The following is a 21,004-nucleotide window of genomic DNA, read 5'->3' as shown; positions in this document are numbered from 1 at the left end:
ACACCATCAATGCGACACGAAGCGGATGATGCCGCTTTCCTCGACCAAAGAGCGGGTGACGCGGCCGAAGGCCGCCATATCGACGTCGGCGGCAACATGCGCGCCGCGTGCAGCCAACTCGCCCGCAAGAGCGGCGTCGGTTCCCGATCCGACCCCTGCCGCGATCGCGGTCTTATCGTTGAAATCCTGCATCATCTCGCTCCGTCGAGGAGTTGCCATTCTAGGCTCGCCGCGAGATGGGGACTTGATCGCCGTCAAATGCCGCCCGATTGTGCACGAAACCACCAGTCAGGTGCGGCCAGGTGCCTGGTCGGTGGCGTCCGTCACGGCTGCTGCACGCTGGTTATGTAGGCGATGATCGCATCGATCTGGTCGGGGCTGGCAACCCATTCAGGCATGTCCGGATGACCGGTCGAAATGCCTTCCGCGAGTGCTTCCTCCAAATCCGTCAGCGGATAGCGCTTTGACAGGGTGCGAAAGGCGGGAGCGTCCGGATGGCTGCTCTTGTCGGTTTTTCCAATGGCGTGGCAGCGGGCGCAATTGAACTCCACCAAGGCCTTGCCGCGCTCCGTTAAGCTGTCGGCCAGCGCCGGCAGCGCGGGCACAACCAGCGAGAGGGCGAGGACAAGGGTCCGCAAGGAATGATGTCGGACGTTGCTATCTTCGATGGAAGCGTTCATTGCGGCAATCTGCGCTCATGGCCGTCCCCTGCCTTGATTTCCATCAATCGGCCTTGGCATGCCATGCCGACGCAATGTCGGCGACCAGCGTTCGGCGCGATGCACTTTCCCATTGTGGTGAGAGACTTCTGACATAGAGAACCAGGTCGAGATTTGATTTTCCAACAGCGGCCCAGGCAACGGCCTCGTCGGGCAAAGTGGTCTGACGACCGTAGAGGCGACGGGCAGGCAGACCGGCTTCCGGCATCACGTGATTGATCAGTTCTGTACAGTAGAGCCGCTCCGAACTTGCGTTATCGAAATGGAAATCGAAGCGCTGGCCTATATGCTCGACGAGCCCAGCGATTACTTCCCTGCGCCGTCGATTGCTCCTCAGATGTGGCCGCAGGACCACCACCCGATCGGCATTGAGCACGATACGCACCGGCGACAGATGAATCCCGTCCTGATCGGCTTCAATCATCATCGCGCCTGCCCGTATGCGCTCCTGGTACGGCACAATGCGTGGATCATCCCAGGCGCCCATTTGGCGCAGTTCCGTCTCGGTGCCGAGATAGACGGCGGCATGGCCAAAAAGCCCGGGGATGGTGTGGCCAGACATTCGGCCTTTTGAACTCAAAACAAGGATGTGGAGGGGTTTCAGCACACTCAGAATTGTCTTCTGGGCCATGCTGTTGGCGAGATAACCCTGCCTCCAGACAACATGCGCAATCGTGCGCCCGACAAGCGGCGCCGCCGGTTCGACCAGATCCACCAACCAAGCCGGATATTTCTCGGCGTTGAGGCAGCACTGCGACAGGTTGCCAGCGAATGTGGCTGCGCCCATGGAAGTGGGTTTCTTCTGCTGGTGGATACATCCCGCAAGTGCAATGGTCACCAGCAGCAGCACATAGCCGCGAACTGTCCTCGCAAGAGTGTCCCTCATCTCGCAGCCAATCTGGATCAGGCGTTGATTTCGTTTTCGGGGGGATCAAGGCTAGCCTGAAGCAGCCAGCCGCCGGCGCTGAAAAGCGCCAGCATGAATTACTTAAGTCAATTCAGGCCTTTCCTGCCGGGCAGGTCGAGATTCGGAGCAGTGTGTAGAGGGGGCAGGTTCCGAACAATCCCGTGAGCAGTGGAACCAAGCCCACGAGCAGACCATAGCGCCAGGCAGCGCCCGGATAGATGAAGAAAAGCGAAAGCAGCGCGAGGCCGACGATCACGCGTACAACGCGATCGACAAAGCCGACATTCATCTTGAGCATGCTGATTCTCCAAGCATTTCGTGGATTTGCGGCGGTCTGCCGATAACACCATCCCAACACTTTGCCGCTCGAGAGGGCATTGATCGGCGTCAAGCCGTCTTCGCCGTATCAGGGCTCAAGCACGTATGTTCCAGGAGCCGCACAGACCGGTGGGTAACGCTCGCTGCCTCCGCCTGGGGGCGGCGGCGGAATAACAGCGCCGGAATGGAGAGCCAGCCAGTCCGCCCATTCCCGCCACCACGAACCATCGACGGTGGCGGCGGATGCCGACCAGGTTTCGGGATCCGGATGAGGTTGCCCGCTCACATGCTGCAGCCGCTTGTAGCTCCGGCCTTGGTGACCCGGCTCCGACACGACGCCGGCATTGTGGCCACCGCTCGTCAGGATGAAGTCGATATCCGTGTCGAGCAGGTGCGTCAGCTTGAAAACGGAACGCCACGGCGCCACGTGGTCGGTCACCGTTCCCAGTGCGAACACCGGAACCTTGATGTCCTCGACATGGACCGGCCAGCCATCGACTTGGAAACGGCCTTGCGAGAGATCATTGCCGAGGTAGAGCTGGCGCAGATATTCTGATTGCATCCGGTATGGCATGCGGGTCGCGTCGGCGTTCCATGCCATCAGGTCCGACATTGGCGGGCGTTCGCCGAGCAGGTATTCGCGCACGATGCGTGACCATATCAAATCCTGGGAGCGCAGCATCTGAAAGGCGCCCGCCATGCGCCGCTGATCGAGAAAGCCCTCGCTCCACATCAGATCCTCGAGCATGGACACCTGGCTCTCATCGATAAACAGGCCGAGTTCGCCTGGTTCGTCGAAATCGATCTGGGCTGCTATCAGCGAAAGCGACTTCAGCCGGTCGTCGCCGTCGCGCGCCATCGCCGATGCCGCGATCGAAAGCAGCGTTCCACCCAGGCAGTAACCCACCGCGTGCACCTTCGCGCCACTGGTGATATCGCAGACCGCATCAATCGCCGCCATGACGCCATGCCGGCGGTAGTGGTCGATCGACCACTCCCGCTGTTCGCGCCCGGGATTGCGCCACGAAATACAGAACACCGTGAAACCCTGGGCGACCAGATAGCGGATGAGCGAATTGTGCGGCGACAGATCGAGGATGTAGTATTTCATGATCCAGGCCGGCACGATGAGGATCGGCTCCGACTTCACCGTTTCCGTGACCGGCCGGTACTGAATCAGTTCGATGAACTCATTGCGATACACGACGTCGCCGGGCGTCGCCGCCACTTCCATGCCTGGCCGGAAATGATCCGTGCCGGCCGCCGGGCGGCCTGCCGACTGCCGCGCCAGGTCCTCGGCCAGATCTGCCAGCCCGGCCCAGAGGTTCGAACCGCCCTCGCCTATTGTCTTCGACAGAACCTCGGGGTTGCTGCCGATGAAATTCGACGGCGACAGCATGTCGAGGAATTGCCGGCTGTAGAACTCGACCAGTCGTTCGTGCTTTGCCGAAACGCCGTGCACGTCGCTGGTGGCGTTATGCCACCATTGCTGCCATAGCAGGAAGGATTGCTGGTAAGCGCTGAACGGAAAAACCTGCCAGCCTGAATGGCCAAAGCGCCGGTCCTGTGGCAGGGGTGAAATGCAAGGTTGGGAAAGCCCCTTCCTTTCGATGCAACTGGCCAAGAATGTCGCCAGGCGAGCCGATTTTTCGATCGCCTTTCCACAAAGCTCGTATTGCTTGCCCGGCGAGATAGCCAGATGCAGGCCCCAGTCCTGAAAGGCCTGCAGAAGGCTGATCGGTGAAATGCCGGAACTCGCCTGCGCCATCCCCGCGTGAACGAGACGGTCCACCTGGCGAAACGTGTCGTCCAGGCTCTCGGGTGCTGCACTCTGGCCGGGTGCTGCATGAACAGGCTTCAATGCGACATCACCGTCCGAGGCAGCAGGGACGGAATCCGGGGATCGCCTTCGAGTTTCACTGCGGGTCGCCATCGAACGGTCTCCAGATCCAATCGGGCAGTCGAGCCAGCCGACGCGGGAGGACCAAACCGTCCTGCCCGCCGGTTGAGCTTTGCGATCTATCCAACTGTTGTCGCTGCCATATCCTCGATCGCGGTCTCGGCTTCCTTGCGCACGCGCCGGGCTGTTTCCGAAGTGAGTTTCGAGGTCAACGCCGCGACCTTTCCGGCTTCCGTGGCGTATTCCGATGTCGCGTTCTGCAGGAAGTTCGAAAAAACGTCGAACGCGTCGTTGAACTCGGAACCGGCGACCAGATCCTCGGCCAGTTTAACGTCCTGCTCGTAACGATGTTTCAAAAACGCGAGTGTTTCGATCTGATAACGCATCATCGTTTTGAAAGCGTGCGCCTGCAGGGATGCTGCAGCGAGGATCAACTTTTGGCCATTTTCCAACATCGGCAGGGGCTGCATGCCGAATTGCGACGGCTCGGAATGAGTTTGCATGATCGGTGCTCCATTGTGAGGCAGTCGCAAACAAGACGTCTGCAGGAAAACACCTACCGCCATTGGCCACGGTGTCGTTGATCAGGATCAACATGTGCATGACGTTTTCCGCACTGACTGGCCTCGAACTGAGAGAATGCGTGCCAGCGTGTTGAGAAGGCCAATTGATCCGGCGCAATGCGCAGACGTTCGCGAAGTTCGAAAATGATGTGGTTCTTCACAAGGGAGTACGTCATGAGCCACATGTCCCACTCCTCCTTCGCCAGCTTCACCCACGCCGCCCAGCAGGCGCAGCAATGGGTCAACGAACTCGCGACGGATCTTTGCTGGAGTGAGCCGAGCGCATACCGGCTCCTCAAGACCGTTCTCCACACAGTGCGCGACTGGTTGTCGCCGGCCGAAATGGCCGATCTTTCGGCGCAGCTGCCGGTCTTGATCCGCGGCGTCTTTTTCGAAGGCTGGAGCCCAACCACTACGAACGCGTGCGAGCGCAAGAAGCGCGATTTCATCATCCGTGTCGAAGCCAGTTTCGGTTGCGATGACGAAGTCGATTTCGATGTCGCCATCAGGGCTGTGTTCAAGCTGCTCGATCGCCACATTTCACATGGTGAGATCATCCAGGTGCGAAACGCGATGAAGAAGTCTCTTCGTGAACTCTGGCCGGTGGATTGACCGATGTTCCGCGACCGCAAGGAGGCTGGAGAAAGGCTCGGCCTCGAATTGGCCGGGCTCGGCCTTTACCAGCCAATTGTGCTGGCGCTGCCGCGCGGTGGGGTTCCCGTCGCCGCTGAAGTCGCCAAAGCGCTCGGAGCGCCACTCGACCTGCTCATCGTCCGCAAGGTCGGTGCCCCGGGCAATCCGGAATTGGCCGTTGCCGCTGTCGTGGACGGCAATCCGCCCGACGTCGTGCTCAACCGGGAGATCGTCGAGGCCTATTCGCTCGACGATGCCGATCTTGCCGCGCTGGTGGCTCTCGAACGCCCCGAACTCGAACGTCGACGCATCGCTTACAAGGGCAATCGCAAGTCGTTGTCAGTCGCCGGGAAGACCGTGATCCTTGTCGACGACGGCGCCGCGACCGGCACGACGATGAAGGTTGCTATCCGCGCGCTGCGGCATCGCGCGCCCATGGAGATTGTCGTGGCTGTGCCTGTTTCTCCACCGGATACCGTGGCCGAACTGGCTCAGGAAGCGGATCGCGTGGTATGCCTTAGCCAGCCTGGGCGGTTCCGTGCGTTGGGTTATCACTATCTGCGGTTTCCGCAGCTCTCCGACGGCGAAGTGATCGCCGCCATGGACGAAGCTGCCCAGTTGCACAAGATACGGCGGCGCGACGTCGCTGGCGATGGCTCAACGGCCGAGAAGAACAGGAGATCGCATTGATGCTGGTCCGTACGCTTTCCGTGCTGGAATCCACCAAACTGCTGTCGGCCAACCGCCTCGGCCACCTGGCATGCGCGAAAGACGGCCAGCCCTACGTCGTGCCTCTGCACTATGCCCATTCCGACAATCACCTCTATGCGTTCTCCTTGCCGGGCAAGAAGATCGACTGGATGCGGGCCAATCCGCTTGTGTCCGTCCAGGTTGGCGAACGCGGCCAGGGACGAGGATGGAGAAGCGTGGTTGTCGATGGCCGCTATGAAGAACTGCCCGACCGTATCGGCCACAAGCTTCAGCGCGATCATGCTTGGTCGGTCCTGAGCCAGCACGCCGACTGGTGGGAACCTGGAGCGATCAAGCCGGTCATTCCCCTGGTTGCCGACAGCGTCCCGCACGTTTTCTTCCGGATATCGATCGAGCAGGTGTCCGGACGCGAAGCGACCGAGTGAGCCGCGCATCGCCAGCATGCAGCCGGCCGACCGTGACCAGGCAAGATAGGCTGCTGCGTCTGCTCCGGGTTCCGCACGGTGATAGTGTTCGCCTTCGATCGGATCGACCATGGCCAGGCGCGCCTCATCAGCGCGTTTCAGAATAGGGCCGCCCGCGCCTTCTCGGGAGCCTCCGGGGCGCTCATTGCGCTGAATCAAACACGCTTTCGCGGCTGCATTTGATCCGCATCAACGTGCTCGCCGGGCGTGGCTGTAGGTTTCAGCCAATGAACCGATGGAGACGCAAGTGAGACTCCTGATCGCCGCGGTTTTCGCAGGCTTGGCCCTCAATCCGGCAACCGCTCAGGAACTGGGCAACGGCAAGGCGGAATACATGAACTCCTGTGCCGTCTGTCATGGCCCCGAAGGCAAGGGCGATGGCCCCTTGGGCGATGAGTTGTTGAAGCGCCCCGCCGACCTGACGCGTCTCTCCAGGCGAAATGGGGGCGAATTTCCCTACTGGCGGGTTTTTGCCATGATCGACGGCCGCGCCATGGTGCCGGCGCATGGCGAGCGCGACATGCCGGTCTGGGGACGCCAGTTCCTTCCCGGTGACGTGAAGAAATATGGCCCGAACGCCGGGGAAATCGTCACCAGGGAACGGATCCATGATCTGGCCGGTTATGTCGAGACATTGCAGCAATGAGAGCACATGGCGGAAACGATGTCCGCAAGACACAGGCATCGAGGAGGCGGTCCATGATCGTTGATGACCAGCAAGCGGCCGTCGCGTTTCTGCTTGATCCTGCCTCATACGCCGCGACCGGGCCGGTCGAGGCGATCGAGACCCATATTTCACGGATTTTTTTGACTGGCGAACGCGCCTACAAGATGAAGCGGGCAGTGAAGCTGCCCTATGTCGACTTCTCGACGCCGGCACTGAGGCTGGCCGCTTGCGAGAAAGAGGTGGAACTCAACTCGAGGACCGCACCCGGCCTTTATCTGGGTGTGCGTCGCATCACACGCGAGGCCGATGGCAAACTGGCCTTTGATGGCACCGGCGAGATGGTCGACGCTGCGATCGAGATGGTCCGCTTCGATCAGTCGAGGCTTCTCGATCGGATGGCAACCGCCGGAGAATTGACGCCGGCACTGATGACCGCCGTCGCACGCATGATCGTGGGATATCACCGTGCCGCACCGACAGTCCACGATGGCAGCGGATCGTCCAACATCGCGGCTGTGCTCGACATCAACGAGGCCGGCTTTGCCACCAGCCATGTTTTCACGAAGGCAGAGGTCAAGACCTTGGCCGAGGCCTTCCGCATCGCCCTCGCCCGGCATTCCGGATTGCTCGACCGACGCGAAGCCGCGGGCAAGATCCGCCGGTGCCATGGTGATCTGCACCTGCGCAACATCTGCCTTTTCGACGGCGAGCCGCGTCTCTTTGATTGCATCGAATTCAACGACCAGATCGCCAGCATCGACGTGCTCTACGATCTTTCCTTTCTGCTGATGGATCTTTGGCATCGGGGCTTTCCCCAACTCGCCAATCTCGTGATGAACCGCTATCTCGACGAGGCCGATGACGAGGATGGCTTTGCCCTGCTGCCCTTCTTCATGGCGGTCCGGGCCGCGGTGCGCGCCCACGTCACCGCAACGCAGGTCGAGGAAGGCAGTGCCGATTCCGACAAGTTGGTTGCCCAGGCGAGATCCTATTTCGAACTTGCTCGAACATTTCTCCAGCAAACCTCGCCGTGTCTCGTTGCCGTCGGCGGCTTGAGTGGTTCCGGCAAGACGACAGTGGCAGAAGCGCTTGCCGCCCAGGTCGGAGCGCCGCCCGGCGCCCGCATTGTCGAAAGCGACCGCATCCGCAAGGCCATGCATGGGGTGCCCGCGGAGACGAGGCTGCCGGACCGGGCCTATCGGCCGGAGGTCTCCGACCGCGTCTACCGTGAAATGGCATGGCGCACCGGCTTGATCCTTTCCGAGGGCGGCTCGGTTGTCGCCGATGCCGTTTTCGACAGGCCGGCGGATCGGGAGCGGATCGAGAAGGCGGCGCGCGACCGGGGTATCACATTCTCCGGATTCTGGCTGGAAGCGGATCCGCTTGTGCTTTGGCAACGGGTCAGTGAACGCAAGGGCGGCCCTTCGGACGCCACCATCGACATCCTCTCGCGACAGTTGCAGCGCAATGCCACGCAGGTTGGCTGGCGCAAGATCAACGCCGATCGAAAGCTCGCCGACATCGTCGCGGAATTGAAAAGCTTTTCCGAGAGCGATACTTCCAAGACCCTGCGCACAGCCTCCTGACTGGCACGGCAGGCAGGTCACCTCAACGGAGTTCGAGCCTTGCCTCGACGAGGCCGGGCTCGTCTGGAAGATACCCTATCGAGAAGCCGAACTCGCGGCACATCGCCAGCATTTTCGCGTTCTCGCTGAGCACAATGCCTTCGATCCGACCGATCCCATCGGCCTTTGCATAATCGACGATCTGCCGGAGCAATTCCCAACCAAGGCCATGGCCCTGCAAGTCCGTCCGCACCAGCAATGCGTATTCGGCGCTAACGTGGTCCGGGTCGCAGGACAGCCGGCTGATACCGGCCAGTGCGCCAGTGCTCGCCTCCAGAGCGACGAAAGCCATGTTGCGGTCGTAGTCGAGCTGAGTAAGCCGCTTCAACATCTGGTCGGAGAAACTCTTGCGTGGCGACAGGAAACGCAGGCGCAGATCGTCCGGTGAAATCCTGGCGAGGAATTCGGGATAGAGCGCGACGTCGGCCGGTTTGATCGGCCGGATGTGATAGCGCGCGCCGCCTGCCGCAAAGTCCCTGGTCCAGCCTGTCGGGTAAGGCCTGATGGCAAGCTCCAGGTTCGGCCCTGGTTCCTCCACGCGTTCCGGTTCGATCTCGATACGAGCATCCAGTGCGATCACGCCGGCGGTGTCGGCGAGCAACGGATTGATGTCCATTGAAACGAGGCAGGGAAAGTCTACGACCATCTGCGACAGACCGTTGAGCGCCGCGACGATCGCCTGCCGATCCGCGGGTTTCCGATCGCGGAAACCGGCGAGCAGGCGGCCGATCCGCGTTTGCCCGATCAGGTCACCGGCAAGAACGTCGTCGAGCGGCGGCAACGCGATTGCGGTATCGTCCATCACCTCAACGGCGACACCCCCCGCCCCGAACAGGAGAACCGGACCGAAAATCGGGTCGCGGCTGACACCAAGGATCAGTTCCTGCGCCTGTTTTCGCACCACCATCGGCTGGACGGCGTAGCCCTCGATATCGGCCTGAGGGTCGTGCTTGCGCAATCGAGCCTCGATTAAGCGCGCGGCTTCCCCGGCTGCAGCGCTACCGGTAATGCCGAGCACCACCCCGCCAATGTCCGACTTGTGCGAGATCGCCTTTGACAGCAGCTTGACGACGACTTGCTCGGACGTCCCGAGCAGCCGGCCGGCCGCCGCCTCCGCTTCGGCGGGGGATCTGGCGATGATCGTCTCGGGTACTGGAATGCCGTAAGCGGAAATCGCCGCCTTGGCTTCAGGCTCGGTGAGCATTCGCCGACCTTCCTTCGCGACCTGCCTGAATATCGCAAGCACTGCTTCCCGGTCGCTCGTGGCGTCCTCGTCGCGGCTCGACGGCGTGCGCAGCAGGGCCCGTTGGGCGCGCGACCAGTCGCTGAGGTAGGAGACGGCGGTCGCTGCGTCGGCGGGCGTCTCGAAGCTGGCAATGCCGGCATCCTGAAGAACACGTCGCCCTTCTCGCGCTGTGTGTTCGCCAAGCCAGCAGGTCAGGACCGGTTTGCCGCCGATCTTGCCGTCCCGCGCGAGCGTCGTCACGGCGCTTGCCGCGGCGAGCGGCGAGCCGAGCCCTGTCGGGCAGTTCATGACCAGGACAACATCGGTCCCGGCATCGGCCGCGATAGCGTCGACCGCGGCCCGGTAGCGCTCGGGCGGAGCGTCGCCAATGATGTCGACTGGATTGGCGTGGGACCAGGTGGCCGGCAGGACGGCGTCCAGGCGGGCTATCGTTTCCGGCGAGAGCTCTGCCAGTTCCCCGTTGCAGTCGATGAGTTGATCGACGGCAAGCACGCCGGCGCCGCCGCCATTGGTGACAATGCCGAGGCGGGCTCGTTCCAGCGGGGCGAAACGGGCGGTCGTTTCAACCGCATCGAACAATTCGGCCAGACCTTTGACGCGCAGGATGCCCGCGCGCAGCAATGCCGCATCGACGACACGATCCGCACCGGATAGCGCGCCGGTGTGGGTCGCGGCCGCTTTGGCCGATTGCTCGTGCCGGCCTGACTTGATCGCGATCACCGGCTTGAGGCGCGCGGCCGCGCGCGCCGCCGACATGAACTTGCGTGGATTGGGAATGGTTTCGAGATACATCACGATGGCGCGGGTGTGCATATCGCCCGCCAGCATGTCGAGACAATCTCCCACGTCGACGTCCGCCATGTCGCCGAGAGAGACTATCTGCGAGAAGCCGACATTGTTATTGCCGGCCCAGTCGATCAACGACGTGGCGATGGCGCCGGATTGCGACAGCAGCGCTATGTTGCCGGGCTTGGCGGCCATATGCGCAAATCCGGCGTTGAGTTTCACGGGCGGGATCATCAGTCCGACCGTGTTCGGCCCGATGATCCTGAAAAGAGTGGGCTTGGCGGCATCAAGCATCGCCTGGCGCAAGCCGTTTTCGCGCGTCAGCCCGGCAGTGATGACAACCGCCGCCCGCGTACCCTTTTCAGCAAGGTCGCGCACGATCGCGGGAACAGTCTCAGGCGGCGTGACGATGACACCAAGGTCCGGAACACCGGGAAGGTCGGCCGCCTTGGCATAGCATCGCCGACCGGCGACCTCGGAGTATTTCTGGTTGACCGGCCAGATCTCGCCCGCGAAGCCTCCGTTGACGATGTTGTCGAAGACGACACGGCCGACGGCGCCATCACGCACCGATGCGCCAAAGACGGCAACCGATTTCGGGGCGAACGCAAATTCGAGATTTCGGATCGTCACCCCTGTGCCTCCAGTTCGCGGCGATAGTCGCCAATCGACCTTGCCTGTTCATTGCGTTGGATCAAAGCTTTCTCAGGGGATCGCGACTAACTGTCTCATAAGTTCGGGGCGGCCGTTGGTGCGAGCGGCCACGATCACGATTGGAGAGCTGATGAGCTACTATTTCAGCAAGACCGTCGATATGCCGTTCGCCACGGCAATCAACCATGTGACCAACAAGCTCGCGAACAAGGGTTTTGGCGTCCTGACGTCGATCGATGTGCAGCAGGTGATGAAGGCCAAGCTCGGCGCCGATTTCAAACCCTATGTGATCCTTGGCGCGTGCAATCCGCATTTCGCGTGGCGTGCGCTTCAGGCCGAGGACAAGATCGGAACCATGCTGCCTTGCAATGTCATCGTCACGGAGATCTCCCCAGGAAAGGTGGAGGTCGCGGCAGTCGATCCTGTGGCCTCGATGGGTGCTATCGACAATCCCGGACTGGCCGGCATCGCGAACGACGTGCGACGTCTGCTGGAAGAGATGGTCAGCGAACTCTAGCGCCGATTGGCCCGATCGGGATCGGGAGAGACCTCATGAACGAGTCCGGCCTCAGACGCGCGTTGCTGGCCATTGCGGTATTGGGCCTGGCCTTGGGTATCGGAGTTTGGCGAACCGGCCTTGGTCCCGTTGGGGCAGATACGATCTGGGCGGTCGCGACCTTGCCAGTGGTGGCCGCGCTCGCCATCTCGATATTACGCGATTTCTGGATCGGCCGCTTCGGCGTCGATGCAATCGCACTGGTGTCGATGTCCGCCGCGCTGTTGCTTGGCCAGCCGCTGGCCGCTGTGGTGGTCGCGATCATGTATGCCGGCGGCACGGTGCTCGAGGATTTTGCCCGCGGCCGCGCCGAGCGGAACCTCAAGGCACTCACCGACCGGTCGCCGCGTGTCGCGCATCGCAAGTCGGCACATGGAACCGAAATGATCCCCATCGGAGAGGTCGCTGTCGGTGACGCTCTCCTGGTGCGTGCTGGCGAACTGCTCCCGGTCGACGGTATCCTGCTCGACGCTTCGGCCTCGCTCGACGAGTCAGCGGTCTCCGGCGAGCCATTGCCGGTGCTGCGCGGCGCTGGCGAGACGCTACGCAGCGGCACCGTCAATTCTGGCGAGACCTTCAGCATGCGGGCTTCCGCCCTGGCGGAGCAGAGCACGTATGCAGCGATCGTGCGCATGGTCGCGGCGGCGCAGACCGTCAAAGCGCCTTTTATTCGCATGGCCGACCGCTTCGCCCTGTTCCTGTTGCCAGCCACCTTGCTTGTTTCCGGCATCGCATGGTTCATCTCCGGCGATCCGATCCGGGCGCTTGCCGTGCTGGTTGTCGCAACGCCCTGCCCGCTCATTCTCGCCGCGCCCGTTGCCTTCATTGGCGGTGTGTCGCGCGCCGCGCGCGGTGGCATCCTGATGAAAGGCTCAGCCGCGCTGGAGGCCCTTGCGCAGGTTCGGACCGCGATCTTCGACAAGACCGGCACCTTGACCATCGGTGGCGCCGAGCTCATCGAGATCGAAGCGGCGCCCGGCCGCGGCACCGACCATCTGCTGCGGCTGTTGGCATCCTTGGAGCAGGCCTCGCACCATGTGCTTGCCGACTCGATCATCCGGGCGGCGCGGGGCCGGCAGCTGGTGCTTTCGCATCCACATGATGTCCACGAACATCGCGGCGCGGGCATCAAGGGCCGGGTCGAGAACATGTCGATCGCGGCGGGATCGCGGGCTTTCGCGCTCGCCGACAAACCCCTGCCGAACTGGGCGAAAAATGGTGAAGGTCGATATCGGGACGAACCGGTGTTGAGGGTTTTCGTTACGCTCGGCAAACACCTTGCCGGCGTTTTCACGTTCGGCGATGCACTGCGTACCGACGCACAAGACGCGCTCGCCAATCTGCGCTCGGCCGGCATCACCCGCATGGTCATGCTGACAGGTGATGATGGCGCGGCGGCAAAGCGTATTTCTTCCATGCTGGATCTGGATGTCATCGTCGCCGATGCTGTTCCCGCCGACAAAGTCGCGACGGTCGAGGCCGAGAAGGCAACGGCGCCAACAATGATGGTCGGCGACGGCATCAACGATGCGCCCGCCCTCGCCGCCGCGACGGTCGGCATCGCCATGGGCGCGCGCGGGGCGACGGCCTCCTCCGAGGCGGCGGATGTCATTGTTCTCGCCGACCGGCTGCAGCCTGTTGCCGAGGCGGTGCGGATCGCCCAACGCACGCGCGCGATCGCCCTGCAGAGCATCGTTGTCGGGCTCGCGCTCTCGGCCATAGCGATGGTCGCGGCGGCCATGGGGCAGATCACGCCGGTCGCGGGCGCGTTGCTTCAGGAGGGGATAGACGTGGCGGTTATCCTCAACGCGCTGCGTACCCTTGGCGATGGACGTCTCGGGCGCGCATAGTAGGCGACCGCAAATCGGGGAATGGCCATGGCACAGCAGAATCTGGTGGTTTGCAGCAAATGCGGCGGGGTCAACCGCCTGCCGCCGGACCGCGATGCCGGGGAGGCCAAATGCGGAAAGTGCGGGACCAGATTGTTTTCTGGGCACCCCCAGGACGTCGACGCGGCGATATTCGATCGGCAGATCACGCGCAGCGGTGTCCCCGTTGTCGTCGACGTCTGGGCACCATGGTGCGGTCCGTGCAAGATGATGGCGCCGGCATATGAGGCGGCGGCGAACGAACTGGAGCCGCTTGTTCGCCTGATCAAGCTCAATTCCGACAACGAGCAGGCTGTGGCGACAAGGCTCGGCATTCGCGGCATCCCGACGATGATCCTCTTTCATGGTGGGCGCGAAATCGCGCGCGCATCCGGCGCAATGTCGGCGAGCCAGATCGTCAGGTGGGTTCGCGACCGCCTGCCGACGGTCGCCGCCTGAAAGCTGTCGCACCATGGATCCGCTCATCGCCCGGCTCGGACTTGCCCTGGCCATTGGCCTGCTCGTCGGATTGGAGCGCGGCTGGCGTGAGCGGGATGCGCCCGATCGCAGCCGCACGGCCGGCATTCGCACCTTTGGCATATCCGGCCTGCTCGGCGGGATTCTGGCCGCACTCGCCGAAGCGCTCAATGCGGTATCGGTGCTGGTCGGCGGGTTCATCGCCTTCGCGGTGATCTTCGCCTGGTACAAGGCGCGCGAGGCTGCCCATGACGAGGATTTCAGCGTCACGAGCGTGATTGCCGGCCTTGGTGTCTTCGCACTTGGCGCGCTTTCCGTCGCGGGGGATTACAGAGCGGCGGCTGCCGGTGGGGCGGCACTGGCAGCAATTCTTGCCAGTCGCGAAATCTTGCACGGCCTGTTGCGGCAACTGACATGGGTCGAACTGCGATCGGCGCTGATCCTAGCGGTGATGACGGCGATCGTGCTGCCCTTGCTGCCGAACCGAACGTTGGACCCCTGGGGCGGTTTCAATCCTTGGGAGGTCTGGTTTCTCACGGTGCTGATGGCCTCGATATCGTTCGCCGGCTATGTCGCTGTCCGCGTGCTTGGCGCCAAGCGCGGCCTGCTCGTCAGTTCGCTTGCCGGTGCATTGGTCTCTTCCACAGCCGTAACCGTGGCGCTCGCCCGCAACGCCGCATCGGCAAGCAATCCACTGCCGCTCGCAGGCGCGGCATCGCTGGCAGCAATGGTTTCGGTGCTGCGCGTTTGCGTCGTGGTTCTGATCATCGAGCCAAGCGTGTTCGCTTCCGTCGGCGTCCCGGCGATTGCCGCGGCGCTCGCCTTCGCTGCCTGCGGAACATTGCTTTTGGCTCGCGACAGCGGGAACCGCGAAGGCGGCACGATCGCGCGCAATCCATTCGAACTTGGCCCCTTGCTCCTCTTCGCCTTGCTCTTTGCTGTCGTGGCGACCGCAAGTGCCGCGCTGGCCGCTGAATTCGGCGGGCGCGGCTTGCTGGCGAGTTCGGCATTTGCAGCCACGTTCGATGTCGATGTCTCGGTGCTCGGCGCGTTGCGCCTCGTCAAACACTCGGTCCCTGTCGGAACGGTGGGCCAAGCGGTGCTGGCGGCGCTGGCAGCAAATGCGGTCGGCCGCCTGCTGCTCGCAATCTCCGCCGGTCCGGTCAGGTTCTGGTTGCCATTGGCCGGCGCAACCCTGATTGCCGCGACCGTGGGCACCTGCGCCATGCTGTTGACCAGCCTTTGATGGAAGCGCGCTTCTCGGGCCTCCTTTGATGCGGATCAAGGGCCAAGGTCCGCCACCGTTCTATGGAATTCCATGAAAGGAGTTCTCCATGACTGACTTGAAGGACCTTACCCCGAAATTCCGCAATGTCCGGCTGCTGCTCGCCCGCGAGAAAGGCCATCCCGAAGGCGACCGTGAAGAGGGCTATGACGTGCTTGCTCCGCTAACCGGCGAAGGCCGGATCGATGCCGAGGAATGGAAGTCGCATAAGGCCTCCTGCCGCGTGCGCCGGTTTCGCACCGGCGAAGACGATCTGATCGGCCGGCTCCGCCGCAAGCCCGGCGGACAGTGGTATTTCGACTACGCCGAAGGCGATCGTGACGACGAGATCGGCTTTCATCTCGGCGAAGAACGGTTCGTGACCGGTGAGTATGTGTCGATCGAGCGCAACGGCGCCATGCATACCTACCAGGTGGCACGGGTCGAACGGCCTTGATGCCTCGGGGCCAAGCTCCGTGGACGTGAACCATGCCGCGGCGCATCCTCATTGTGCTCGGTCATCCCGACCCGTCCCCGGACCGGCTCTGCCGCGGTCTTGCCAAGGCTTATGGCGAGGGCGCGGAAAAGGCAGGGCATTCCGTCCGCCGGGTCGATCTGGCAACGCTTGATTTTCCCATGCTGCGGACAATGCAGGCGTTCGAACACGGTTCGGTTCCAGACGAGCTGAAGGACGCGGCCGAGGCCATCGTCTGGGCCGAGCACATCGTCTTTGTCTTTCCACTGTGGCTCGGGACCATGCCGGCCATGCTCAAGGCATTTCTGGAACAGGTCATGCGACCGGGAACTGCCTTTGCCTATCCGGACAAGGGCGGCGGCTTCACCAAGACATTGCTTCGTGGCCGCTCGGCGCGCGTCGTGGTGACGATGGGCATGCCCTCCGTTCTTTACCGGCTATGGTTCCTCGGACATGGCCTCGCCGGCATGCGGCGAAGCATCCTCCATTTTGTCGGCATCAGTCCGGTGCGCGAGACTCTGTTCGGCATGGTTGCTGCCGCCAGCGACGCAACCCGCGCGAAATGGATCCGGCAAATGCGTGGACTGGGCGAACGGGCCAGATAACGCCCGTTGAATGTCGATCACGGCACCAGGACGGCGGCGCCGCTCAATCTCCCTTCCCTCAGATCGTCCAACGCCTGATTGGCCTGTTCCAGCGGATAGACCTTGGTATGCGTGCGAACCTGCGCGCGCTTCGCAATGGGAAAGAACTCTTCCGCGTCGCGGCGCGTCAGGTTTGCTACCGACACCAGTTCACGCTCTTCCCAGAGCAATTTGTAAGGCATCGCCGGGATGTCACTCATGTGAATGCCGCCGCAAACCACGCGGCCACCCTTGCGAACAGCACGAAGCGCGATCGGCACCAGGTCACCGACAGGAGCGAAGATGATCGCGGCGTCGAACTGCCTGGGCGGAAGTTCGTCCGAACCGCCCGCCCAGGTCGCGCCGAGCGAGCGGGCAAATTCCTGTGCTTCCTTGTCGCCCGGCCGGGTGACAGCGAAAATCTCACGACCTTGCCAGATCGCGATCTGGGCGACGATATGGGCGGCAGCGCCGAAGCCGTAAATCCCGAGCCGCTTGCCGTCACCGGCTTTCTTCAGGCATCGCCAGCCGATCAGGCCAGCGCAAAGCAACGGCGCTTGCGATACGGGGTCGGCATCGGGGTCCAAGTCGAACGCGAATCGCGCGTCGGCAATGACATGGCTGGCGAAGCCGCCATCGCGTGTATAGCCAGTGAAGTCTGGCTGGTCGCAGAGATTTTCACTCCCCGCGGCGCAGTAGGGACAATGGCCGCAAGTATGCCCGAGCCAAGGCACGCCAACTCTGCGCCCGACCCTGGAACGGCCGACGCCCTCGCCAACCGAATCGATGATGCCGACGATTTCGTGCCCCGGGATGAGCGGCAGTTTCGGATGAAGCAGATCACCGTCAACCACATGCAGATCGGTTCGACAAACCGCGCATGCCTCGACCTTCAGCCTGATCTCGCCCGCGCCAGGCAAAGGATCGGGCCTGTCGAGAAGTTTCAAGGGAGTGCCGACGCTTTCGAGCACCATTGCTCTCATGACGCGCTCCATGTTGCCCGGAAACAAACGAAAGTGGATTGCGACCCGAAACCAAGCGACGGCGATGCGGCCTTCAACCATGCGAACGCCGGGCATTGCCCTGACAGCCCGTTCCGTCTAGCGGCGTTCGGCCTGGCTGTTGACCTTGCCGTCGTGAGTCGGCTCACCGACAAGAAGGGTGATCCCGGCAGTCCTTCGAAAACTGCGACAGTCGCAGGGCTCGGGCCAAAGGGCTGCCTGGTTCAGGGCCTATGGATCGACGGTGAACTCGGCCCACATGCCGGCGCCAAAGTGACCTGGCACGTTGCAGATAAGCAGGTATTTTCCAGCCTTCAGTTCGACGGTCAATGTGCCTGATTTGCCGGGATCGAGCTCCGAAACTTCGCCCTTGTCGCCAGCCTTGTCTTCGTCGACCCGGTTCTCGGCCTCAACGTAAGGAAGCGGCTTGCCGGGATCGGCAAGGTACATCACGATCATTTCGTGAACGGTGTCCTTGGAGTCGTTTTTCACATTGAATGTGACCTCCCCGGCCTTCACCGCACCAGGCAAGACCTTGATGCCCATGGTCGCCTTGGCGAGATCGAGTCCTGGCGCTGCATAGGCAAGACCCATCGGCATCTCCGTACTCGCGCCCTTGTCCCACAGCGAGACCTGGACAATAGCGGCAGCCTGGGCAGCGCCGGCACTGCCGGCCATGAGCATTGCGGCGGCAAGCCCGAGCGCTGCTCTCCTCGATATGGATTTCATGACAGTCCTCCTTCAGGACGGCAGCAGAAGCGCTCCACATCCCTCCCGTCATCCTGCTCGCGGCGTCACCCGCGGTCCTTGCGCCAGATCAAACGGACCGGCGAGCCCGACCGGCGGCGGCGATGGAGCTGTCAGCCAGTTGTCAGGTTGAATTGGGTATGCCGCACCAATGACGGTCATATCGCCGTCTGACCGAACCGATCGAAATCCAACCCCACAAGGCGCATCACCGCGCCCAACCTCCCGAATGGAGCCATCATGTATCGCACACTCGTCCTCGCCGCTCTCGCCGGCATGATTGCAGGGCCGGCGCTCGCCGCCGGCGGCAGCTGCAGCACCGCCCCGAAATCACAGTTCAAGCCCAAGGCAACGCTCGAGGCGCAATTGACCGGCGAAGGCCTTACCGTTCGCCAGATCAAGGTCGAGAAGGGCTGTTACGAAGTCTACGCGGTCGACAAGGCCGGCAAGAAGGTGAACCTGGCCTACAATGCCGAGACCCTTGAAAAGCTCGACAATGCCGAAGCCGGCGAAAATTGATCGGAACGTTTCGGTAGCCACGGACGCGCAGCCATCGCCGGAGATGGTGCGCGTCTGGGACCGGGTCGTGCGGAGCTTCCACTGGGCGCTGGTGCTGAGCTTCGTCACGGCCTGGCTCACCTCCCATTCCTCGGAGGACATTCACCATTGGGCTGGCTACGCCGCTGCTGGGCTGGTCGCGATGCGGCTCTTGTGGGGCGTTCTTGGCACGCCCTATGCGCGCTTCTCGCAATTCGTGCGTGATCCGGCAACAGTGCTACGCTACCTCCTGGCGTTGCTGAGCGGTCGCGAAGCCCGCTACATCGGCCATAACCCGGCCGGCGGCGCAATGGTGGTCGTGCTGATTGCGGCGATGGCTACGACGGCGCTGACCGGATGGTTGATGACAACGGACGCCTATTTCGGCGTGTCGTGGGTCGAGGCGGCGCACAGCCTTGCCGCGCACGGATTGCTCGTGCTGGTCCTTTTCCATGTAGGTGGCGTCGCGCTGGCAAGCTTTCGACATCGTGAAAACCTTGTCCGGGCCATGGTCACGGGGCGAAAACGCAAAGCCGAGCCGGCGGACATCGCCTGACGATCCGTCGACGCGCCAGCCCCGATTCGCCTCCCAACGAACAACGGGCGCATGTCGATTGCCCGTTGTTCGACATGATCGCGACAGCCAGCGACGCCACGCGACCTGGAAATCGGAACAGCAACGCAAACAGTCATTTGCCGCCCGTGGACGGATTTGACCCGCATCAAAGCTCCCGCTCCTTTTTCCTGTTCAATACCTCCCATCAAGGTCTCGAATTTTGGGAGCGCATCATGAGCACGGCTGGAATCAACATCCCTGTCCCTAGAGCCACTACCTCGGCATCGACGAAGCTTCGACTTGGTTCCCTCACCGCACTGGTGATCGGCTCGATGGTCGGCTCCGGGGTGTTCAGCCTGCCGCAGAACATGGCTGCCGGCGCCGGGCCTCTTGCCATCCTGATCGGCTGGGTCATCACCGCCGTCGGCATGCTGGCGCTGGTCTTCGTCTATCAATCGCTTGCCACCCGCAAGCCCGAACTCGACGCCGGGCCCTACGCCTACGCCAAGGCCGGCTTCGGCCCTTTCATCGGCTTCAACAGCGCCTGGGGCTACTGGATCAGTGCCTGGGTTGGCAACGTCTCCTACGCGGTGATCGTATTCAGCGCCCTGTCCTATTTCTTTCCGGCCTTCGGTGACGGAAACACCTGGCAGGCGGTGGTCGGCGCATCGATCCTGTTGTGGCTGATCCACATCCTGGTTCTCGCCGGCATCCGGCAGGCGGCGGTCGTGAACCTTATCGTCACTGTGGCCAAGATCGCTCCGATCGTCCTGTTCGTCGGCGTTGTTGCCGTCGCCTTCAAACTGCAGGTCTGGTCGCTCGACTTCACCGGTCTGGGCAACGCCAGTCTCGGCTCGATCACCGCACAGGTGAAGAGCACGATGCTGGTGACCTTGTGGGTGTTCATCGGCATCGAAGGTGCCAGCGTATTTTCCAGCCGGGCCGAGCGCCGCAAGGACATCGCCACGGCGACAGTCCTCGGCTTCTTCACTTGTCTCGCGCTGTACGCCCTGGTGTCGCTGCTGTCGCTGGGCATCCTCAGCCAGCCTGAACTCGCCGCGCTTAAGAACCCGTCCATGGCAGGCGTGCTGGAGGCGGTTGTCGGGCCTTGGGGCGCTATTCTCATCAACATCGCGCTTGTCGTGTCGGTGGTTGGCGCCTTCCTGAGCTGGACGCTGCTTGCCGCCGAGATTCCGCATGTCGCCGCCAAGGACGGGACGATGCCGAAGTTCTTTGGCCGCGAAAGCGACCGTGGTGTGCCGTCAACCTCGCTCTTGATCACCAACCTGCTTGTCCAGGCATTCCTGGTGATCACACTTTTCGCGCAAAGCACCTACCAGGCGCTGTTCTACATCGCGTCGGCCGCGATCCTGGTGCCCTACATCTTTTCAGGAGCCTATGCGGCCAAGCTGGCGCTGACCGGAGAGAGCTACGAGAGCGGCGAGCAACGCGCCGGTCCGCTTTTCGCCGGCCTGCTGGCGACCGTCTACGGGCTGTGGCTCGTCTACGCGGCGGGTCCTGCATACCTGTTCATGTGCGCGATCCTCTATGCGCCCGGCATCCTCTTCTACATCTGGGCGCGCCGCGAAACCAATCAGCGCGTGTTCCATCCTGCCGAAGCGGTACTCGCCGCAGCCCTCGTCGCCGTCGCCATTCTCGCCGTTTACGAGATGTGGACCGGCGCTGTCAGCCCGCTGTGAGAGGATT

At 62.5% G+C, this 21,004-nt stretch carries 23 protein-coding genes; 14 read left to right on the top strand and 9 right to left on the bottom strand.

The annotated features are described in order from the left end of the window. Positions 1–6: 6 nt before the first annotated feature. From AC56QQ_RS18715 to AC56QQ_RS18690, 6 genes are all read right to left on the bottom strand, one after another. A complete protein-coding gene (locus AC56QQ_RS18715; RefSeq protein ID WP_497122966.1) occupies positions 7–192 on the bottom strand; it encodes a hypothetical protein in 186 nt (61 codons plus the stop codon). A 131-nt stretch (positions 193–323) separates the two neighbouring features. Further along, positions 324–680: a c-type cytochrome gene (locus AC56QQ_RS18710; RefSeq protein WP_489861301.1), complete on the bottom strand. Its 357-nt coding sequence runs from the start codon at positions 678–680 to the stop codon at positions 324–326. Between the two features lie 43 nt (positions 681–723). Then, positions 724–1,569, bottom strand: a complete 846-nt coding sequence (locus AC56QQ_RS18705; RefSeq protein ID WP_497122965.1) for a YiiX/YebB-like N1pC/P60 family cysteine hydrolase — start codon at positions 1,567–1,569, stop codon at positions 724–726. A 148-nt stretch (positions 1,570–1,717) separates the two neighbouring features. Next, entirely contained in the window at positions 1,718–1,924 is a 207-nt protein-coding gene (locus AC56QQ_RS18700; protein ID WP_256754598.1) for a YgaP family membrane protein, read from the bottom strand. 108 nt (positions 1,925–2,032) lie between these two features. After that, positions 2,033–3,877 (bottom strand): PHA/PHB synthase family protein, encoded by a 1,845-nt coding sequence (locus tag AC56QQ_RS18695; RefSeq protein WP_497122964.1) that lies wholly within the window; start codon positions 3,875–3,877, stop codon positions 2,033–2,035. An 86-nt stretch (positions 3,878–3,963) separates the two neighbouring features. After that, positions 3,964–4,347 (bottom strand): phasin family protein, encoded by a 384-nt coding sequence (locus tag AC56QQ_RS18690; RefSeq protein ID WP_489861304.1) that lies wholly within the window; start codon positions 4,345–4,347, stop codon positions 3,964–3,966. 234 nt (positions 4,348–4,581) lie between these two features. On the opposite strand from AC56QQ_RS18690, the gene AC56QQ_RS18685 reads away from it, so the two are divergent. The 5 genes from AC56QQ_RS18685 (at position 4,582) to AC56QQ_RS18665 (ending at position 8,468) form a co-directional block, all read left to right on the top strand. Then, entirely contained in the window at positions 4,582–5,019 is a 438-nt protein-coding gene (locus AC56QQ_RS18685; RefSeq protein ID WP_497122963.1) for a DUF2267 domain-containing protein, read from the top strand. A 3-nt stretch (positions 5,020–5,022) separates the two neighbouring features. Then, positions 5,023–5,730, top strand: coding sequence for a phosphoribosyltransferase (locus AC56QQ_RS18680; protein WP_497122962.1), 708 nt, complete (start codon positions 5,023–5,025; stop codon positions 5,728–5,730). After that, on the top strand, positions 5,730–6,176 hold the full coding sequence (locus tag AC56QQ_RS18675; protein ID WP_497122961.1) for a pyridoxamine 5'-phosphate oxidase family protein: 447 nt from the start codon (positions 5,730–5,732) through the stop codon (positions 6,174–6,176). The genes AC56QQ_RS18680 and AC56QQ_RS18675 overlap by 1 nt, the downstream gene beginning before the upstream one ends. Before the next feature lie 286 nt (positions 6,177–6,462). After that, positions 6,463–6,861: a c-type cytochrome gene (locus tag AC56QQ_RS18670; protein WP_497122960.1), complete on the top strand. Its 399-nt coding sequence runs from the start codon at positions 6,463–6,465 to the stop codon at positions 6,859–6,861. Positions 6,862–6,914: 53 nt separating this feature from the next. Then, positions 6,915–8,468, top strand: a complete 1,554-nt coding sequence (locus AC56QQ_RS18665) for a bifunctional aminoglycoside phosphotransferase/ATP-binding protein (protein ID WP_497122959.1) — start codon at positions 6,915–6,917, stop codon at positions 8,466–8,468. Positions 8,469–8,490: 22 nt separating this feature from the next. Here the strand turns inward: AC56QQ_RS18665 and AC56QQ_RS18660 are convergent, their stop codons facing one another. Further along, complete coding sequence (locus AC56QQ_RS18660; RefSeq protein WP_497122958.1) at positions 8,491–11,172, bottom strand: bifunctional acetate--CoA ligase family protein/GNAT family N-acetyltransferase; 2,682 nt, start codon at positions 11,170–11,172, stop codon at positions 8,491–8,493. Between the two features lie 151 nt (positions 11,173–11,323). Between AC56QQ_RS18660 and AC56QQ_RS18655 the strand changes: the two genes are divergently transcribed. The 6 genes from AC56QQ_RS18655 (at position 11,324) to AC56QQ_RS18630 (ending at position 16,438) form a co-directional block, all read left to right on the top strand. Then, positions 11,324–11,710 (top strand): DUF302 domain-containing protein, encoded by a 387-nt coding sequence (locus AC56QQ_RS18655; protein ID WP_489861311.1) that lies wholly within the window; start codon positions 11,324–11,326, stop codon positions 11,708–11,710. Positions 11,711–11,745: 35 nt separating this feature from the next. Then, entirely contained in the window at positions 11,746–13,599 is a 1,854-nt protein-coding gene (locus AC56QQ_RS18650; RefSeq protein WP_489861312.1) for a heavy metal translocating P-type ATPase, read from the top strand. A 27-nt stretch (positions 13,600–13,626) separates the two neighbouring features. After that, positions 13,627–14,076 carry a thioredoxin TrxC gene (gene trxC, locus AC56QQ_RS18645; protein WP_489861313.1) on the top strand — a complete coding sequence of 150 codons (450 nt, stop codon included), beginning with the start codon at positions 13,627–13,629 and terminating at the stop codon, positions 14,074–14,076. A 13-nt stretch (positions 14,077–14,089) separates the two neighbouring features. Beyond that, complete coding sequence (locus AC56QQ_RS18640) at positions 14,090–15,340, top strand: MgtC/SapB family protein (RefSeq protein ID WP_497122957.1); 1,251 nt, start codon at positions 14,090–14,092, stop codon at positions 15,338–15,340. Positions 15,341–15,428: 88 nt separating this feature from the next. After that, on the top strand, positions 15,429–15,815 hold the full coding sequence (locus AC56QQ_RS18635; protein WP_091586139.1) for a hypothetical protein: 387 nt from the start codon (positions 15,429–15,431) through the stop codon (positions 15,813–15,815). Positions 15,816–15,847: 32 nt separating this feature from the next. Then, a complete protein-coding gene (locus tag AC56QQ_RS18630; RefSeq protein ID WP_497122956.1) occupies positions 15,848–16,438 on the top strand; it encodes an NAD(P)H-dependent oxidoreductase in 591 nt (196 codons plus the stop codon). Positions 16,439–16,455: 17 nt separating this feature from the next. On the opposite strand, the gene AC56QQ_RS18625 is transcribed toward AC56QQ_RS18630, so the two are convergent. Both AC56QQ_RS18625 and AC56QQ_RS18620 read right to left on the bottom strand, forming a co-directional pair. Beyond that, positions 16,456–17,439: a zinc-dependent alcohol dehydrogenase family protein gene (locus tag AC56QQ_RS18625; RefSeq protein ID WP_497122955.1), complete on the bottom strand. Its 984-nt coding sequence runs from the start codon at positions 17,437–17,439 to the stop codon at positions 16,456–16,458. Positions 17,440–17,688: 249 nt separating this feature from the next. Next, a complete protein-coding gene (locus AC56QQ_RS18620; RefSeq protein WP_489861317.1) occupies positions 17,689–18,186 on the bottom strand; it encodes a sulfocyanin-like copper-binding protein in 498 nt (165 codons plus the stop codon). Between the two features lie 258 nt (positions 18,187–18,444). On the opposite strand from AC56QQ_RS18620, the gene AC56QQ_RS18615 reads away from it, so the two are divergent. The 3 genes from AC56QQ_RS18615 (at position 18,445) to arcD (ending at position 20,997) form a co-directional block, all read left to right on the top strand. Continuing rightward, positions 18,445–18,723: a PepSY domain-containing protein gene (locus AC56QQ_RS18615; protein ID WP_056587822.1), complete on the top strand. Its 279-nt coding sequence runs from the start codon at positions 18,445–18,447 to the stop codon at positions 18,721–18,723. A 43-nt stretch (positions 18,724–18,766) separates the two neighbouring features. Beyond that, a complete protein-coding gene (locus AC56QQ_RS18610) occupies positions 18,767–19,297 on the top strand; it encodes a cytochrome b/b6 domain-containing protein (protein ID WP_497129046.1) in 531 nt (176 codons plus the stop codon). Between the two features lie 233 nt (positions 19,298–19,530). Then, positions 19,531–20,997 carry an arginine-ornithine antiporter gene (gene arcD, locus AC56QQ_RS18605; protein WP_497122954.1) on the top strand — a complete coding sequence of 489 codons (1,467 nt, stop codon included), beginning with the start codon at positions 19,531–19,533 and terminating at the stop codon, positions 20,995–20,997. Positions 20,998–21,004 lie beyond the last annotated feature (7 nt).

Source organism: Mesorhizobium sp. RCAM 05099 (assembly GCF_059683685.1).
This window is presented reverse-complemented; position numbering and strand designations above follow the sequence as displayed.

Coding starts and splice junctions, on each gene's coding strand:
- AC56QQ_RS18690 (WP_489861304.1), bottom strand. CDS start 4,347: ATGCAAACTCATTCCGAGCCGTCGCAATTCGGCATGCAGCCCCTGCCG.
- AC56QQ_RS18675 (WP_497122961.1), top strand. CDS start 5,730: ATGCTGGTCCGTACGCTTTCCGTGCTGGAATCCACCAAACTGCTGTCG.
- arcD (WP_497122954.1), top strand. CDS start 19,531: ATGAGCACGGCTGGAATCAACATCCCTGTCCCTAGAGCCACTACCTCG.
- AC56QQ_RS18640 (WP_497122957.1), top strand. CDS start 14,090: ATGGATCCGCTCATCGCCCGGCTCGGACTTGCCCTGGCCATTGGCCTG.
- AC56QQ_RS18655 (WP_489861311.1), top strand. CDS start 11,324: ATGAGCTACTATTTCAGCAAGACCGTCGATATGCCGTTCGCCACGGCA.
- AC56QQ_RS18695 (WP_497122964.1), bottom strand. CDS start 3,877: ATGGCGACCCGCAGTGAAACTCGAAGGCGATCCCCGGATTCCGTCCCT.
- AC56QQ_RS18620 (WP_489861317.1), bottom strand. CDS start 18,186: ATGAAATCCATATCGAGGAGAGCAGCGCTCGGGCTTGCCGCCGCAATG.
- AC56QQ_RS18710 (WP_489861301.1), bottom strand. CDS start 680: ATGAACGCTTCCATCGAAGATAGCAACGTCCGACATCATTCCTTGCGG.
- AC56QQ_RS18635 (WP_091586139.1), top strand. CDS start 15,429: ATGACTGACTTGAAGGACCTTACCCCGAAATTCCGCAATGTCCGGCTG.
- AC56QQ_RS18700 (WP_256754598.1), bottom strand. CDS start 1,924: ATGCTCAAGATGAATGTCGGCTTTGTCGATCGCGTTGTACGCGTGATC.
- AC56QQ_RS18610 (WP_497129046.1), top strand. CDS start 18,767: ATGGTGCGCGTCTGGGACCGGGTCGTGCGGAGCTTCCACTGGGCGCTG.
- AC56QQ_RS18715 (WP_497122966.1), bottom strand. CDS start 192: ATGCAGGATTTCAACGATAAGACCGCGATCGCGGCAGGGGTCGGATCG.
- AC56QQ_RS18625 (WP_497122955.1), bottom strand. CDS start 17,439: ATGAGAGCAATGGTGCTCGAAAGCGTCGGCACTCCCTTGAAACTTCTC.
- trxC (WP_489861313.1), top strand. CDS start 13,627: ATGGCACAGCAGAATCTGGTGGTTTGCAGCAAATGCGGCGGGGTCAAC.
- AC56QQ_RS18615 (WP_056587822.1), top strand. CDS start 18,445: ATGTATCGCACACTCGTCCTCGCCGCTCTCGCCGGCATGATTGCAGGG.
- AC56QQ_RS18680 (WP_497122962.1), top strand. CDS start 5,023: ATGTTCCGCGACCGCAAGGAGGCTGGAGAAAGGCTCGGCCTCGAATTG.
- AC56QQ_RS18665 (WP_497122959.1), top strand. CDS start 6,915: ATGATCGTTGATGACCAGCAAGCGGCCGTCGCGTTTCTGCTTGATCCT.
- AC56QQ_RS18685 (WP_497122963.1), top strand. CDS start 4,582: ATGAGCCACATGTCCCACTCCTCCTTCGCCAGCTTCACCCACGCCGCC.
- AC56QQ_RS18630 (WP_497122956.1), top strand. CDS start 15,848: ATGCCGCGGCGCATCCTCATTGTGCTCGGTCATCCCGACCCGTCCCCG.
- AC56QQ_RS18650 (WP_489861312.1), top strand. CDS start 11,746: ATGAACGAGTCCGGCCTCAGACGCGCGTTGCTGGCCATTGCGGTATTG.